Here is a 15946-nt window from a genome sequence, read left to right on the forward strand (position 1 = left end):
GAGTCCGAAAGGGCCCGTCGGGGACGTGAGGATCCCCGCTTATCGCGAGGTGAGCGGGGGTGACAAGGCGACCCGCCGGAGGCCCGCTCCTCGTTTCGCCGCGGATGACGCATCCTTGAGGTGTGGAGTTCCTCGGGGACGAGTCGGTCGAGCGGAAGGGGAGGGCGCAGGGGATGAGTTCCGGCGCACCTGCTCATAACGCTTCGGTGCACAACAACGGGCACGGAGCCACGGATCGGACGGCCGCAAGGCACCATGGACCGATGCGTGACGACGATGCGCCCCCGGACCAGGGGACGGTCGGTGGGCTCGTCCACCGCGCCGTGGACGGGGACGAGCAGGCCACGCACGACCTGCTCGCCCATGTCCACCCCCTGGCGCTGCGCTACTGCCGCACGCGCCTGTCCCGGCTGCCCGGCGACGCCCGGCACTTCGTCGAGGACCTCGCCCAGGAGGTCTGCGTCGCGGTGCTGCTCGCGCTGCCCCGCTACAAGGACACCGGACGCCCCTTCGAGGCGTTCGTGTTCGCCATCGCCGCCCACAAGGTCGCCGACCTCCAGCGCGCCGCGATGCGCCACCCCGGCTCCACGGCAGTCCCGTCCGACGAGATGCCCGAGCGACCGGACGACTCGCTGGGCCCCGAGGAGCGGGCGCTGCTCAACAGCGACGCCGCCTGGGCCAAGAAGCTGCTGGCCAACCTGCCGGAGAACCAGCGCGAGCTGCTCCTGCTGCGCATCGCGGTCGGGCTCACGGCCGAGGAGACCGGACAGATGTTGGGAATGTCACCGGGGGCCGTGCGGGTCGCCCAGCACCGGGCGCTGAGCCGGCTGCGGGCGCTGGCGGAGCAGTAGGGCGCGCGGCGCCCGGCGAGAGTCCGACTCGTACGGAAGCGGCTCTCGTACAAAAGCACGAAGGTCGCACGCTTCCTTGATCGTGGAATGAGCCACGTCCACTTCCCGTTAGCATGGACATCCGCACCGATCAAGGCCATTTGGGGAAGGTGTCATGACTGCCAACGTCGACGGAGTGCCCGAGAAATTCGCGACACTCGGGCTGACCTACGACGACGTGCTGCTGCTGCCGGGCGCCTCCGCGGTGCTTCCGAACGCGGTCGACACCTCGTCCCGCATCTCCCGCAACGTGCGGGTCAACATCCCGCTGCTCTCCGCGGCCATGGACAAGGTGACCGAGTCCCGGATGGCCATCTCCATGGCCCGCCAGGGCGGCGTCGGCGTCCTGCACCGCAACCTGTCCATCGAGGACCAGGCCAACCAGGTCGACCTGGTGAAGCGCTCCGAGTCCGGCATGGTGGCCAACCCCATCACCATCCACCCGGACGCCACCCTCGGCGAGGCCGACGCCCTGTGCGCCAAGTTCCGCATCAGCGGCGTCCCGGTCACCGACGGCGCGGGCAAGCTGCTCGGCATCGTCACCAACCGCGACATGGCCTTCGAGACCGACCGCAGCCGGCAGGTGCGCGAGGTCATGACGCCGATGCCGCTGGTCACCGGCCAGGTCGGCATCTCCGGCGTGGACGCCATGGAGCTGCTGCGCCGCCACAAGATCGAGAAGCTTCCGCTGGTCGACGGCGACGGCGTCCTCAAGGGCCTGATCACGGTCAAGGACTTCGTCAAGGCCGAGCAGTACCCGCACGCCGCCAAGGACGCCAAGGGCCGCCTGCTGGTCGGCGCCGCCGTCGGCGCCAGCCCCGAGGCCCTCGACCGCGCCCAGGCCCTCGCCGAGGCCGGGGTGGACTTCCTCGTCGTCGACACCTCGCACGGCCACAACAGCAACGCGCTGAGCTGGATGTCGAAGATCAAGTCCAGCGTCGGCATCGACGTCGTCGGCGGCAACGTCGCCACCCGCGACGGCGCCCAGGCCCTGATCGACGCCGGTGTCGACGGCATCAAGGTCGGCGTCGGCCCCGGCTCCATCTGCACCACCCGCGTCGTCGCCGGCATCGGCGTCCCCCAGGTCACCGCGATCTACGAGGCCTCCCTCGCCGCCCGCGCCGCCGGGGTCCCACTCATCGGCGACGGCGGCCTCCAGTACTCCGGCGACATCGGCAAGGCGCTCGCCGCCGGCGCCGACACCGTGATGCTGGGCAGCCTGCTCGCGGGCTGCGAGGAGTCGCCGGGCGAGCTGCAGTTCATCAACGGCAAGCAGTTCAAGTCCTACCGCGGCATGGGCTCGCTGGGCGCCATGCAGTCCCGCGGCCAGGGCCGGTCGTACTCGAAGGACCGGTACTTCCAGGCCGAGGTCGCCTCCGACGACAAGCTCGTGCCCGAGGGCATCGAGGGCCAGGTGCCCTACCGGGGTCCGCTGGCCAACGTCCTGCACCAGCTCGTCGGCGGCCTGCGCCAGACCATGGGCTACGTGGGCGCCGCCACCATCGAGGAGATGGAGTCCAAGGGCCGCTTCGTCCGGATCACCTCCGCGGGCCTCAAGGAGAGCCACCCGCACGACATCCAGATGACGGTCGAGGCGCCGAACTACAGCCGCAGCAAGTAAGCGGCCGTACGGTCGTAGCAAGCAAGTACACGGGCAGCAGCCTCCGAGGGCGGCTCCGGAGCATCCGGGGCCGCCCTCTGCGGTGCCCCGGCGCACCCGTCGGGGATACTGGAAGGCGCTGCAACGCATCAGGGAAAGGCCACAGACGTGACTGAGATCGAGATCGGGCGCGGCAAGCGCGGCCGCCGGGCGTACGCCTTCGACGACATCGCCGTCGTCCCCAGCCGCCGTACGCGGGACCCGAAGGAGGTCTCGATCGCCTGGCAGATCGACGCCTACCGCTTCGAGCTGCCGTTCCTGGCCGCTCCCATGGACTCGGTCGTCTCCCCGGCCACCGCCATCCGCATCGGCGAGCTGGGCGGCCTCGGCGTCCTCAACCTGGAAGGGCTCTGGACCCGGCACGAGGACCCGCAGCCGCTGCTCGACGAGATCGCCGAGCTGGACACCGACAACGCGACCCGCCGCCTCCAGGAGATCTACGCCGCTCCCATCAAGGAGGAGCTGATCGGGCAGCGCATCAAGGAGGTGCGCGACTCGGGCGTGGTCACCGCCGCCGCGCTCTCCCCGCAGCGCACCGCCCAGTTCTCCAAGGCCGTCGTGGATGCGGGCGTGGACATCTTCGTCATCCGCGGCACCACCGTCTCCGCGGAGCACGTCTCCGGCTCGCACGAGCCGCTGAACCTGAAGCAGTTCATCTACGAGCTCGACGTCCCGGTGATCGTCGGCGGCTGCGCCACCTACACCGCCGCCCTGCACCTGATGCGCACCGGCGCCGCGGGCGTCCTCGTCGGCTTCGGCGGCGGCGCCGCCCACACCACGCGCAACGTGCTCGGCATCCAGGTGCCCATGGCCACCGCGGTCGCCGACGTGGCCGCCGCCCGCCGGGACTACATGGACGAGTCCGGCGGCCGGTACGTGCACGTCATCGCCGACGGCGGCGTCGGCTGGTCCGGCGACCTGCCCAAGGCCATCGCCTGCGGCGCCGACTCCGTGATGATGGGCTCCCCGCTGGCCCGCGCCACCGACGCGCCGGGCAAGGGCAACCACTGGGGCATGGAGGCCGTCAACGAGGAGCTGCCGCGCGGCAAGAAGGTCGACCTCGGCACGGTCGGCACCATCGAGGAGATCCTCACCGGCCCGTCCCGCAACCCCGACGGCTCGATGAACTTCTTCGGCGCCCTGCGCCGCGCCATGGCCACCACCGGCTACAGCGAGCTGAAGGAATTCCAGCGCGTCGAGGTCACGGTCGCCGACTCGCAGCACCGGCGGTAGCCGCCACGGCATGTGAAGGGGCCGGTCACCCAGGTGGGGTGACCGGCCCCTTTCGCGTGCTCGGGAGCTCTTGAGGGGGCGCGTGACGCGGCACGGGGGCGTGCGGTGGTGTTCGGGGCGAATACGCGGGGGAGGGCCGTGCCGGATCGGTAATGTCCCTGCTCGGCGACCCAGTTCTCTGGGGCGCCCCCTTCCAAGGAACCGTTCCGGACCCCGCTCCTCGGGGCCCGGCCCGAATTCCAGACGGACCGCCTCACCGGGATATGGGCGGCATCGTGGAAGGGGGCGCGCCATGGGCCGTCACCGCAAGCCCACCCGCTGGGACCGGATCCGTCTGCGGATGGTGAAGTTCCGGAGGAGGTGGATCCTGCGGATTTACGGGAAGTGAGCGGCCACCCCTAAGAGAAGTAGGGGTGGACACTCCGTTCACTTCTCGGGAGCCTGCCGCAGGCCCACTGCGGTGGGCTCCCGCCGCTCCCCACCGTACCGGCGCAGCCGCCCTCTCACCACCAACCCCGTGGCACGGTCACCCCCGTGCGCCCCCGGCTCACAACCGGTGCGCCGCCCCCGTGGGTGTGGCGCCCCGCGTGTCCAGGAGGAGCTGGGCCTTGACCGACAGGCCCTGGAGGTCGTACGTGCGGTGCTGCTGGAGCAGGATCGTGAGGTCGGCGTCGGCGGCGGCCTCGTAGAGGGAGTCGGCGCGGGGGACGGGGCGGTCGGCGACGTTCCAGGACGGGATGTGCGGGTCGTGGTAGCTCACGGCGGCGCCCATCGACATCAGGCGGGTCGCGATCTCCTCGGCCGGGGTGGCCTGCTGGTCGGCGAGGTCGGCCTTGTAGGTGACGCCGAGGAGCAGGATCCGGGCGCCGCGCGCGGACTTGCCGTGCTCGTTGAGGAGGGCGGCGGCGCGCTGGACGACGTAGCGGGGCATCTGGGCGTTGACCTGCTGGGCCAGCTCCACCATGCGCAGGCTGTGCGGGGCCCGGCCGGTGAGGTCCTGGGGGACGGAGTGGCCGCCGACGCCGGGTCCGGGGCGGAAGGCGTGGAAGCCGAAGGGCTTGGTCTCCGCGCAGCGCAGGACGTCCCACAGGTCGACGCCGAGGTCGTCGCAGAGCACGGCCATCTCGTTGACCAGGGCGATGTTTACGTGCCGGAAGTTGGTCTCCAGGAGCTGGACCGTCTCCGCCTCCCGCGGACCCCTCGCGCGGACCACCTTGTCGGTGAGGCGGCTGTAGAAGGCGGCGGCCGACTCGGTGCAGGCCGGGGTGAGGCCGCCGATGACCTTCGGGGTGTTGGCCGGGGTGAAGTCGCGGTTGCCCGGGTCGACGCGGCTGGGGGAGTAGGCGAGGTGGAAGTCGCGGCCGGCGCGCAGCCCCGAGCCCTGCTCCAGGAGCGGGCGCAGGAAGTCCTCCGTCGTGCCGGGCCGCACCGGCGACTCCAGGATGACGGTGGTGTGCGGGCGCATGTGGGCGGCGAGGGTGCGGGCGGCGGCCTCCACCTGGGTGAGGTCCAGGCCGCCGTCCGCGCCCGGCGGGGTGGGCGCGCAGATGACCGCGGTGCGGACCCGGCCCAGCTCGGCCGGTCCCGCCGGTCCGGCCGGGGTGCGGAAGCCCGTGGCGAGCATCCGGCGCACCTCGGCGGGGGTGAGCGGGTCGGCCTCGGGTCCGGTGCGGTAGCCGAGGGTGGGGATGCCGGCGGCGACGGCGGCCTGGGCCAGCGGCAGGCCGTACGGGCCGAGTCCGATGACGGCGAGATCTGCGGGCATGGCGTGGGCCGTCCTTCCCAGTAGCCGAAGCGGGACAGGTGCGCAAGCCCGGTGGACAGGACGGGCGAGCACAACGTCAGACTAGGAGTAAATATGACCGATTTGCGGTATTGATCTGCGGAGTTTCGGCGAGTGTCGACGCCGCGCTGCCTGCCGGTACGGGCCCGTGGGCAAGTTGTCCACAGGTTCGGGCCCGCGGCTGCCGAAGTCGGGCGGGCCGGTCAGAATCTGGGCATGGTGGGTACCAGGAACGGGGCTCGCCCGACGGGTGCGGCCGACGCGACCGACAGCGGGAGGCAGCAGTGAGGACAGCGACCCTTGGGCCGGCGCAGCGCGCCGAGTCACTCGCGGCCATGGCCGAGCGCGAACTCGACGTACTGGTGGTGGGCGCGGGTGTGGTCGGTGCGGGCACCGCCCTCGACGCCGTGACGCGCGGCCTGTCCGTCGGCCTGGTCGAGGCGCGGGACTGGGCCTCGGGCACCTCCAGCAGGTCCAGCAAGCTGATCCACGGCGGCCTGCGCTATCTGGAGATGCTCGACTTCGTCCTCGTGCGGGAGGCGCTGAAGGAGCGCGGGCTGCTGCTCGAACGGCTGGCGCCGCACCTGGTGAAGCCGGTGCCGTTCCTGTACCCGCTCCAGCACAAGGGGTGGGAGCGGCTGTACGCGGGTTCGGGCGTCGCGCTCTACGACGCCATGTCGATGGCCCGCGGTCACGGGCGCGGCCTGCCGCTGCACCGGCACCTGACCCGCCGTCACGCCCTGCGCGTGGCGCCCGCGCTGAAGAAGGACGCGCTGGTCGGCGCGTTGCAGTACTACGACGCCCAGATGGACGACGCCCGCTTCGTGGCCACGCTGGTGCGCACCGCCGCGGCGTACGGCGCCAAGGTCGCCAACCGGGCCCGGGTCACCTCCTTCCTGCGCGAGGGCGAACGCGTGGTCGGCGCCCGGGTGCGGGACGTCGAGGCGGGCGGCGAGTACGAGGTCCGCGCCAAGCAGGTGGTGAACGCGACCGGGGTGTGGACCGACGACACCCAGGCGATGGTGGGCGAGCGCGGCCAGTTCCACGTCCGGGCCTCCAAGGGCATCCACCTGGTCGTGCCCAAGGACCGCATCCACTCCAGCACCGGCCTGATCCTGCGCACCGAGAAGTCCGTGCTGTTCGTCATCCCCTGGGGCCGGCACTGGATCATCGGCACCACGGACACCGACTGGGACCTGGACAAGGCCCACCCGGCCGCGTCCAGCGCCGACATCGACTACCTGCTGGAACACGTCAACTCGGTGCTGTCGGTGCCCCTCACGCGCGACGACGTCGAGGGCGTGTACGCCGGACTGCGCCCGCTGCTGGCCGGCGAGTCGGACGCCACCAGCAAGCTGTCGCGCGAGCACACCGTCGCCCACCCGGTGCCCGGCCTGGTCGTCGTGGCGGGCGGCAAGTACACGACGTACCGGGTGATGGCCAAGGACGCCGTCGACGAGGCCGTGCACGGGCTCGACCTGCGGGTCGCCGACTGCGTCACCGAGGAGACCCCGCTGCTCGGCGCCGAGGGCTACCACGCGCAGTGGAACGCCCGGGCCCGGATCGCCGCGCGCACCGGACTGCACGTCGTACGCGTCGAGCATCTGCTCAACCGCTACGGCTCGCTGACGGAGGAACTGCTCGAACTCGTCGCCGCCGACCCCTCCCTGGGCGAGCCCCTCACCGGCGCCGACGACTACCTGCGCGCCGAAGTCGTCTACGGCGCCTCGCACGAGGGCGCGCGGCACCTGGACGACGTACTCACCCGGCGCACCCGCATCTCCATCGAGACCTTCGACCGGGGCACGCGCTGCGCCCGCGAGGCCGCCGAGCTGATGGCGCCGGTGCTGGGCTGGGACCAGGGCCAGGTCGACCGGGAGATCCAGCACTACGAGAAGCGGGTCGAGGCCGAGCGCGAGTCGCAGCGCCAGCCGGACGACCTGACGGCCGACGCGGCCAGGCTGGGGGCGCCGGACATCGCGGCGCGCTAGGACACCCCCCGAGGAGGGCGGGGAGGGAACCCTGCGGGCCCCCTGGGCGTAGAGCACTTGTCGGGTGAGGGACAATGAAGGCTCTGTCAGGGCGGGTTGCATGAGGGGACGCATGTCGGAGGCGGAGCGGGCGGGGACATCCCGTACGGACAAGAGCGCACGTCTCCTCGCCGGGCGGTACCGGCTGGGAGACGTGCTCGGCCGCGGCGGCATGGGGACGGTGTGGCGGGCGGAGGACGAGACCCTCGGACGCACGGTCGCCGTCAAGGAGCTGCGGTTCCCGGGGAACATCGACGAGGAGGAGAAGCGGCGCCTGATCACGCGCACGCTGCGCGAGGCCAAGGCGATCGCGCGGATCCGCAACAACAGCGCCGTCACGGTCTACGACGTGGTCGAGGAGGACGACCGGCCGTGGATCGTGATGGAACTCGTCGAGGGCAAGTCGCTCGCCGAGGCCATCCGTGAGGACGGACTGCTGGAGCCCAGGCGCGCCGCCGAAGTCGGCCTCGCGGTCCTGGACGTGCTGCGTTCGGCGCACCGCGAGGGCATCCTGCACCGCGACGTGAAGCCGTCCAACGTGCTGATCGCGGAGGACGGCCGGGTCGTGCTCACCGACTTCGGCATCGCCCAGGTCGAGGGCGACCCCTCCATCACCTCCACCGGCATGCTCGTCGGCGCCCCCTCCTACATCTCCCCCGAGCGCGCCCGCGGCCACAAGCCGGGCCCGGCCGCCGACCTGTGGTCGCTGGGCGGACTGCTGTACGCCGCCGTCGAGGGCACCCCGCCCTACGACCGGGGCTCGGCGATCGCGACGCTCACCGCGGTGATGACGGAGAACCTGGAGGAGCCGAAGAACGCCGGCCCGCTGCGGGACGTCATCTACGGGCTGCTCACCAAGGATCCCGACCAGCGGCTCGACGACGCGGGCGCCCGAGCGATGCTCAACAAGGTCATCCACGCGCCCGAGCCGGCGGCCGGGACCGAACCGGTCGACGCCACCAAGGTCGTGCCGCTGCCCCCGCAGCCGGACGGGCGCAGGCGCCGCGGCGGCGGCGGTTCCCAGGGGTCCGGCGGCAAGCTGGGCGAGGAGGCCGGGGAGAAGCTCCGCGGGGCGCTGCGTTCCGTGCGCAAGGCCGCCGTCGGGGCCGGTGCGGCGGGCGCCGCGGCCGCCTCGCGGGCCAAGCCCGGCGACGGCGGCCGGAGCGCGGCGGGAGCCACGGGGACCCCCACCGCTCACGGAACCACAGCCAACGGGGCCACCGCTCACGGGGCCACCACCCACGGGCCGGCCACCCACGGGCCCACCACCCACGGACCCACCGCTCACGGATCCGCCGGGACGGCCGCCGCGCCGCCGGCGCCGAGGGCGGGATCGGTCTCGGGATCGGTCTCGGGACCCGGCGCGGGCGCGAGTGCGGGCGCGCGGCCCGGTGCCGTCGGCCCGGGGGCCGGTGCGGCGAACGCGGCCGGGGGAGCGCGGAGCTCCGGCTGGCCCGTCGTACCGCCGCCGGACCTGCCCGCCCGGCCCGTGCCCCGGGCCCCGCTCACCGACGTGGTGCCGCGCCGGACGCTGATCATCATCGCGGTGGTCGTGGCGCTGGCCGTGCTCGGCACCGTGCTGGCGCTCACGCTCGGCGGTGGCGACGACGACAAGGGCGCCGAGGGCGGCGACGGCGGCAAGGCGGTCGCCTCCGCCGGTGCGAGCGGCGACACCAAGCAGGACGAGGAGAGCGGCACCGGAACCGACGGCTCCGCCTCCGACCCGGCGACGAACGGGGAGTCGACCGGCGCCCCGGACACCGGGGCGAGCGGGTCCGGCAAGACCGGCGGCGAGCCGGACGACGCAGGGAAGTCCGCCGACGACGAGGACGTGGCCGCCACCCACCAGGGCGGCCAGGGCTACCGCATCGGACTGCCCGAGGGCTGGAAGTTCGCCTCCACGGGCTCCTCGGGCGACCGCTTCACCGGGCCCCGCGGGCAGAAGCTGCTGGTCGCCTGGACCTCCACGCCCAAGGGCGACCCCGTCGCGGACTGGAAGAGCCAGGAGCAGTACATGGTCCGCTCGAACTACCAGAAGGTCCGCATAGAGAAGGTGGGCTACCGGGGCTGGAACGCGGCCGACTGGGAGTTCACCTACACCGACGGCGGCACCAAGTACCGCACCGTAGACCGCGGGTTCGTCGTCAACGACCACCAGGGCTACGCGCTCATGTACACCGCGAAGGCCGCCGACTGGGGCGACGACCTGCGCCGGAACACCTGGCGGACCCTGTCGAAGACCTTCGAACCCAAGTCCTGAGCGGAGGGGCCCGGACCCCGGGACGACGGGGCCCGGGTTTGAGCCGCCCGAGATCTGGCATCAGCTCATTGCGGGTTGCCTCCGGCACGTATCGTGAGTGGTTGCGGACCGTACGCAGCCGGAACGGCCCGCCGGACGAACGGAATTGACCGACGGCTGCCGGGGGTGGCGACGTGGACGACTACGCGGGACGGGTACTCGCCGACCGCTACCGCCTGCCCCTGCCGCCGTCCGACGAGTACGAACTCACCGAGACCCGGGCCTTCGACACCTACAGCGGCCAGGAAGTCCTGGTCCGCCAGGTTCCGTTGCCGGAGGTCGTCGAGGCCGAGGTGCTCGACGCGGACGGTCTGCCCGACGGCTTCACCGCCCGGGACGGCGGTGTCCGGCACCCCGGCAGGCGGCCCCCGGCCGCGGGCGGCGGACCCAGACGTCCGGCCGACCCGGTGGTGCGGCGTGCCGTCGAGGCCGCGCAGGCCGCGGCGGCGGTGCCCGACCACCCGCGCCTGGACCAGGTCTTCGACGTCTTCGCCGAGGGCGGCTCGCTGTGGATCGTCAGCGAACTGGTGGCCGCGAGGCCGCTGGCCGCGCTGCTCACCGAACAGCCCCTGACGCCGTACCGGGCGGCCGAGGTGGCCTCCGACGTCCTCCTGGCGCTGCGGGTGCTGCACTCGTACGGCTGGGTGCACCGCAACATCACCGCGCGCACCGTGCTCGTCTGCGACGACGGGCGGGTCGTGCTGACCGGCCTGGCGGTCGGGGCGGCGGAGGAGGCGCTGTGCGGGTACGACCCGGTGCCCCCGCCCCCCGACGGCGCACCGGACGGCGCGCCCGAGCCCGACGGAATCTCCGGTGCGGGCGACGGCGTCCCCCGCGCCGGGGTCTTCGGCCCCGGGGACGCCGACCCCGAGGCCGCCCGGCGGGCCGCCATCGAGGCGCGGGGCGTCGGCGGGCTCCCGGTGCCCGGGACGCCCGTGCCCGGGACGCCTGTGCTGCCCGGGACCCCCGTGCCCGGGACTCCTGCGCCGGGCACCGCCCCCGCCGGACTCGCACCCGCCTCGCTCGACGCCGCCGCGGACGCCCGTGCCGCCCGGGCCGGCGCGATCGCCGCGTACCGCGCCGGAGCCAGGGCAGCGGCCCGCGTCCAGGAGGCCCAGAACGGCCGCGCGGCGCTGCCGGGCGCCCGCCCCGCCCCCGACGGCGACGGCCGGTCGCCGCACGGCACCCCGCCCGGCGCACCGTGGGACGAGGAGAGCGTCGGCGACCCCGCCTCGTCCGGTGCCGCCGTGCCGCCGGGGCAGATCGCGGACCCCTACGGCGTACGCACCACCGCCTGGCACGGCGCCACGCCCCGTACTCCGGGTGATCCGGCGTCCTCCGCCGCACGTCCCACCGGCGACCCGGCGTTCCCCGCCCCCCGCCCGGCCGGTGAACCGGCGGCCGGTTCCGGCCCGGCGGCGGGGCGGGCCCGGCCCGGCGCGCGGCCGGAGGACACCGCGGGGCCCGCCGCCCCGTGGCGGGAGGCCGCCGCCGGGCCCGACGCGGGCTGGGACGACCCGGCCGGACGTGCGCCGGGGCGGCGCAATCCGGCCACCGCGCTCGCCGCCGAGCGGGCCCGGCAGACACGGATGGCCGTGGTCGGGCCCGTGACCGAGCGCTGGGCGCCGGAACAGGCCGGACCCGTGCACGAGAACTGGCAGCTGGCCGCGCCCATCGGCCCCGCCACCGACCTGTGGGCCCTCGGTGCGCTGCTCTTCCGTGCCGTACAGGGGCACGCGCCCTACCCGGAGGAGTCGACCGCCGAGCTGGTGCAGATCGTGTGCGCGGAGCCACCCGCGTTCGCCGAGGAGTGCGGTCCGCTGCGGCCGGTCGTGGAGTCGCTGCTGCGTCAGGACCCCATCGAGCGCATCGACTTCGAGGAACTGAGCGGCTGGCTGCGCTCCCTCGTCCGGTCCGCGCCCGAGCCGGAGGCCGGTCTGCACGTCGTCTCGGCGCCCCCCGTCGAGACCGGCCGGCTGCCCATCGTGCGCCGCCGCGGCGAACTGGTGCGCAGGCGGCGCGCCACACTGCCCGCGCACCACGGACGGCACAAGCGGGGCAGGGCGGAGACCGACCGCTCACCACGCAGCCTCGGCCGGACCCTGCTCCTGCTGATACTGCTGGCGATGGCCGGAGCGGTCGCCTACGCCATGTTCTTCATGCCGAAGAGCGACACGAGCGGGGCCGGGGCCACCGACCGCACCGGTGCCGCCGGCGAGGCGAGCCAGGCACCGCCCGCGAAGTCACCGGACGCCGGGGGCGAGCCCCGGCCGGACGGGACCTCCCCGGAGCCCGACTCCGACGCCTCCGGGACGGCGGGCGGCTCCACCGAGCCCCAGTCCAACGTCGCCGAGGGATTCACCCTGCGCAAGGACGCCGAGGGCTTCCGCGTCGCCGTCGCCGAGGGCTGGAGCCGCACGCCCCGCAACGGCAGCGGTCAGGTCGTCTACGGCAAGGGCGACTTCGAGCTGATCGTCGTGCCGGGCCGCGACCGCGCCTCGGAGTTCGGCGACGACCCGATGACCTACCAGCGCGACAGCGAACCCGAGTTGGCCTCGTACCGCGCCTCCAGCTGGGCCACCTCCAGCGGCCTCAAGACCATCGAGGTCGGCGGACGGACCATGGCGGAGGGGCAGTTCACCTGGACCGGCGCCGGCGGCGAGCTGTACGTGCGCAACGTCGCCATGCTCATCGACGGCCGCTACCACGTGGTGCAGGTCCGCGGTCCGGAGGCGGAGCGTGACGAGGTGACCCGGCTGTTCGAGCAGGCCTCGGCCACCTACCAGTACACGCGCTGAACGCAGTTCGGCCCGATGGTTGCCTCCCGTCACGGAAAGCGACAACCGTCACAGAGCGGTTTCCATACCACCCCACCCGTTCCCCGGGCGGGGACCGGTCCCTAGTCTGACCCTGACAAGACCATTGCGGGGCAACGTGAATCAGATGCAGGGCCGGCTCGTCGCGGGACGCTACCGGCTCGGGGAAGCCATCGGCAGCGGCGGCATGGGCCGGGTGTGGCGCGCACACGACGAGGTGCTGCACCGGACCGTCGCCATCAAGGAGTTGACCGCCGCGCTCTACGTCTCCGAGAGCGACCAGGCCATCCTCCTGGCACGCACCCGGGGCGAGGCGCGCGCGGCGGCACGGATCAACCACTCGGCCGTCGTCACCGTGCACGACGTACTCGAACACGACGGCCGGCCGTGGATCGTGATGGAGTTGGTCGAGGGCCGCTCGCTGGCCGACGCCGTCAAGGAGGAGGAGCGGGTCGACCCGAGGGAGGCGGCCCGCATCGGCCTGTGGGTGCTGCGCGCCCTGCGCGCCGCGCACACCGCCGGGGTACTGCACCGCGACGTCAAGCCGGGCAACGTGCTGCTCGCCGACGACGGCCGGGTGCTGCTCACCGACTTCGGCATCGCGCAGATCGAGGGCGACTCCACCATCACCCGGACCGGAGAGGTCGTCGGCTCCGTCGACTACCTCGCGCCCGAGCGCGTCCGCGGCCACGACCCAGGGCCCTCCTCCGACCTGTGGGCGCTCGGCGCGACGCTGTACACGGCGGTGGAGGGCAGATCGCCGTTCCGCCGCACCTCACCGCTGACCACCATGCAGGCGGTCGTCGAGGAGGAGGCCACCGAGCCCCGGTACGCCGGTGCGCTCGCGCCCGTCATCAGCGCCCTGCTGCGCAAGGACCCGGCCGAGCGGCCCGACGCGACCGAGGCCGAGCACCTGCTCGCCCAGGCGGCCGAGGGCCGGCGCCCGGACGCGGCCCAGGCCTACGTGCCGACCACCCAGTACGCGGGGCCGCCGCGCGCGGGCGACACGGCCGTGCAGGGGATGCCGGCCGGAGGGACCGGCGCCACGCCGTACCCGCAGGGCGGCGGGAGCGGCGCCACGCCGTACCCGCCGACGACCGGCCCCACGGCGGTCGGACCGGCGCCGACCGGTCACCCTCAGGGCGGTCACCCCCAGGGCAGTCACCACCAGGGCGGCTACACCTCGACCGGGCACCCCCCGACCGGGCACACCGCGCCGGGCTACCCGCAGGCCCCGGCGGCGGGCGGCGCCGCTCCCGCACGGGCGCGGCGGGTCCGCATGCGCACCCTCGCCCTGGTCGTCGCCGTCGCCGCGCTGATCGGCGCGGGTACCGCCGTGGTGCTGCAACAGCGCGACGAGGGCGGCTCGTCGGCCGGTGCCGACCCCAGCCGGCGGCCGACCGGTTCGGCCGGTCCTTCCCCCTCCGCCTCCGCCACGACCGGCAAGGGCCCCGGTGGCTCCGTCCCGGCCGACTGGAAACGCCGCGACGACCCGCTGGGTTTCAGCCTCTACCTGCCCGAGAACTGGCAGCGCAGGGACTTCGACGGCGACAGCGGCGAACTCCGGCAGATCGACTACACCCCCGACGGCGGCAAACACGTCCTGCGCATATCCATCGACACCGCGCCCGACTACAACGACCCGTACGCGCACCAGCAGGACCTGGACGCCCAACTGCTCCAGCGGCTCGTCGACTACCAGCGCGTCAAGCTCGAACGCGCCGGTTACCGCGACCGCGACAGCGCCCGGTGGGAGTACACCTGGACCGCGCTGGCGAAGGACACCGAGTTCCCCGGCCCGCGCCGCGCCGTGTCGCAGATGTACATGTCCCGCGACGGCGTCGAGTACGCCCTCAACATGACGGGACCGGCGGGCGACTGGCCGACCACGCAACGGCGGTTCAAGGCGGTGCTGCAGAGCTGGCAGGAGAAGACCGGCTGAGCCGCGCCCCCGTCGCGCACCGTCCGCACTCCCGTCGGTTGTCGGCCACCCGTGTGACAGCGGCCCGGAGTCGGTGCGTCCGGTGGGGCATGATGGGACGCATGGTGACCGAGGGGGCTGGCGGGCGTGTCATCGCGGGCCGTTACCGGCTCCATGAGCGGCTCGGCCGCGGCGGCATGGGCATCGTGTGGCGGGCCACCGACCAACTGCTCGCCCGCGAAGTGGCCGTGAAGGCCCTCCCCCTCGACGAGACCCTCTCCGCGGCCGAGGCCCGGCGGCGCCGCGAGCGCACCCTGCGCGAGGCCCGCGCCGTCGCGCAGTTGCGGCACCCGCACGTCATCGTCGTGCACGACGTGGTCGAGGACGACGAACGCGCGTACATGGTCATGGAACTGGTCGACGGCGGCTCGCTCGCCGACCGCGTCCTCGCGCGCGGTCCGGTCGACGCCGACGAGGCGGCCCGCATCGGCGTCGCCCTGCTCGACGCCCTGGACACGGCGCACGCGTCCGGGATCCTGCACCGGGACGTGAAGCCGTCGAACGTGCTGGTCGCCGACGACGGCCGGGTGGTCCTCACCGACTTCGGGGTGGCCCAGGTCGCGGGCGCCACCACGCTCACCGAGAGCGGTTCCTTCGTCGGTTCCCCCGAGTACACCGCGCCGGAGCGGATGTCCGGGGCCGGGACGGGCCCCGAGTCCGACCTGTGGTCGCTGGGCGTGCTGCTGTGCGCGGTCCTCAGCGGCGCGTCCCCCTTCCACCGCGACTCGCTGGGCGGTGTCCTGCACGCCGTGGTCACCGAGGAGATCCGCCCGCCCGCGCAGGCGGGGCCGCTCCTCCCGGTCGTACGGGGCCTGCTGGAACGCGATCCGCGACGGCGGCTGGACGCGGCGTCGGCCCAGCGGATGCTGCGCGCCTTCCTGAGCACGGGCCGCACGCCCGCGACACCGGAGGAGGCCGCCACCGTCCAGCCCCTGCGCGCGCGGCGGAGCGTGAAGCGGAGGGTGCTCCTGGCGGTGCTGCTGGTCGTCGCGGCGGCGGGCGCGGGCGTGTCCGCGGCCGCGCTGTTTGCCGACGGAGGCGACGACGGGGGCGGTACGCCGACCAGCTCGGTGCCCGCCACGCCGACGTCGACACCGCGGCCGACGACGGGTCCCGGGTCTCCGGCAGCGTCCGGTGCCGGTTCCGGTTCCGGTTCCTGATCCGGCAACGGCACCCAAACGGGAGATAAGCGGCATCGCGCGTCACGGGTCTGTGACCACCGGGCACCCGCGGTGGAAACGGGACACGCCGGCG

At 73.7% G+C, this 15946-nt stretch carries 9 protein-coding genes; 8 read left to right on the forward strand and 1 reads right to left on the reverse strand.

Annotated elements, in window-relative coordinates; genetic code table 11:
• The first annotated feature begins 263 nt into the window (after positions 1–263).
• From ACH4D3_RS16515 to ACH4D3_RS16525, 3 genes are all read left to right on the forward strand, one after another.
• Entirely contained in the window at positions 264–851 is a 588-nt protein-coding gene (locus ACH4D3_RS16515) for a sigma-70 family RNA polymerase sigma factor (protein WP_003974204.1), read from the forward strand.
• 154 nt (positions 852–1005) lie between these two features.
• Positions 1006–2511 carry an IMP dehydrogenase gene (gene guaB, locus ACH4D3_RS16520; RefSeq protein WP_373901501.1) on the forward strand — a complete coding sequence of 502 codons (1506 nt, stop codon included), beginning with the start codon at positions 1006–1008 and terminating at the stop codon, positions 2509–2511.
• Between the two features lie 147 nt (positions 2512–2658).
• Positions 2659–3783, forward strand: coding sequence for a GuaB3 family IMP dehydrogenase-related protein (locus tag ACH4D3_RS16525; RefSeq protein ID WP_052839813.1), 1125 nt, complete (start codon positions 2659–2661; stop codon positions 3781–3783).
• A 547-nt stretch (positions 3784–4330) separates the two neighbouring features.
• Here ACH4D3_RS16525 and ACH4D3_RS16530 read toward each other — a convergent pair.
• A complete protein-coding gene (locus ACH4D3_RS16530) occupies positions 4331–5548 on the reverse strand; it encodes a nucleotide sugar dehydrogenase (RefSeq protein ID WP_161376401.1) in 1218 nt (405 codons plus the stop codon).
• A 302-nt stretch (positions 5549–5850) separates the two neighbouring features.
• On the opposite strand from ACH4D3_RS16530, the gene ACH4D3_RS16535 reads away from it, so the two are divergent.
• From ACH4D3_RS16535 to ACH4D3_RS16555, 5 genes are all read left to right on the forward strand, one after another.
• Complete coding sequence (locus ACH4D3_RS16535) at positions 5851–7557, forward strand: glycerol-3-phosphate dehydrogenase/oxidase (protein WP_398322357.1); 1707 nt, start codon at positions 5851–5853, stop codon at positions 7555–7557.
• A gap of 112 nt (positions 7558–7669) precedes the next feature.
• Positions 7670–9856 (forward strand): protein kinase, encoded by a 2187-nt coding sequence (locus ACH4D3_RS16540; RefSeq protein ID WP_398322758.1) that lies wholly within the window; start codon positions 7670–7672, stop codon positions 9854–9856.
• Between the two features lie 173 nt (positions 9857–10029).
• Positions 10030–12693 carry a protein kinase gene (locus ACH4D3_RS16545; RefSeq protein WP_398322360.1) on the forward strand — a complete coding sequence of 888 codons (2664 nt, stop codon included), beginning with the start codon at positions 10030–10032 and terminating at the stop codon, positions 12691–12693.
• Positions 12694–12838: 145 nt separating this feature from the next.
• Positions 12839–14653, forward strand: coding sequence for a serine/threonine-protein kinase (locus ACH4D3_RS16550; RefSeq protein WP_398322761.1), 1815 nt, complete (start codon positions 12839–12841; stop codon positions 14651–14653).
• A gap of 92 nt (positions 14654–14745) precedes the next feature.
• Entirely contained in the window at positions 14746–15852 is a 1107-nt protein-coding gene (locus ACH4D3_RS16555) for a serine/threonine-protein kinase (protein WP_398322764.1), read from the forward strand.
• Positions 15853–15946: the final 94 nt, after the last annotated feature.

The organism is Streptomyces sp. NPDC018026 (assembly GCF_044327745.1).
GTDB lineage: Bacteria > Actinomycetota > Actinomycetes > Streptomycetales > Streptomycetaceae > Streptomyces > Streptomyces rubrogriseus.

Bases quoted from the DNA above. Each gene is read 5' to 3' on its own strand.
- guaB (WP_373901501.1), top strand. From the start codon at position 1,006: ATGACTGCCAACGTCGACGGAGTGCCCGAGAAATTCGCGACACTCGGG.
- ACH4D3_RS16555 (WP_398322764.1), top strand. From the start codon at position 14,746: ATGGGACGCATGGTGACCGAGGGGGCTGGCGGGCGTGTCATCGCGGGC.
- ACH4D3_RS16540 (WP_398322758.1), top strand. From the start codon at position 7,670: ATGTCGGAGGCGGAGCGGGCGGGGACATCCCGTACGGACAAGAGCGCA.
- ACH4D3_RS16515 (WP_003974204.1), top strand. From the start codon at position 264: ATGCGTGACGACGATGCGCCCCCGGACCAGGGGACGGTCGGTGGGCTC.
- ACH4D3_RS16530 (WP_161376401.1), bottom strand. From the start codon at position 5,548: ATGCCCGCAGATCTCGCCGTCATCGGACTCGGCCCGTACGGCCTGCCG.
- ACH4D3_RS16550 (WP_398322761.1), top strand. From the start codon at position 12,839: ATGCAGGGCCGGCTCGTCGCGGGACGCTACCGGCTCGGGGAAGCCATC.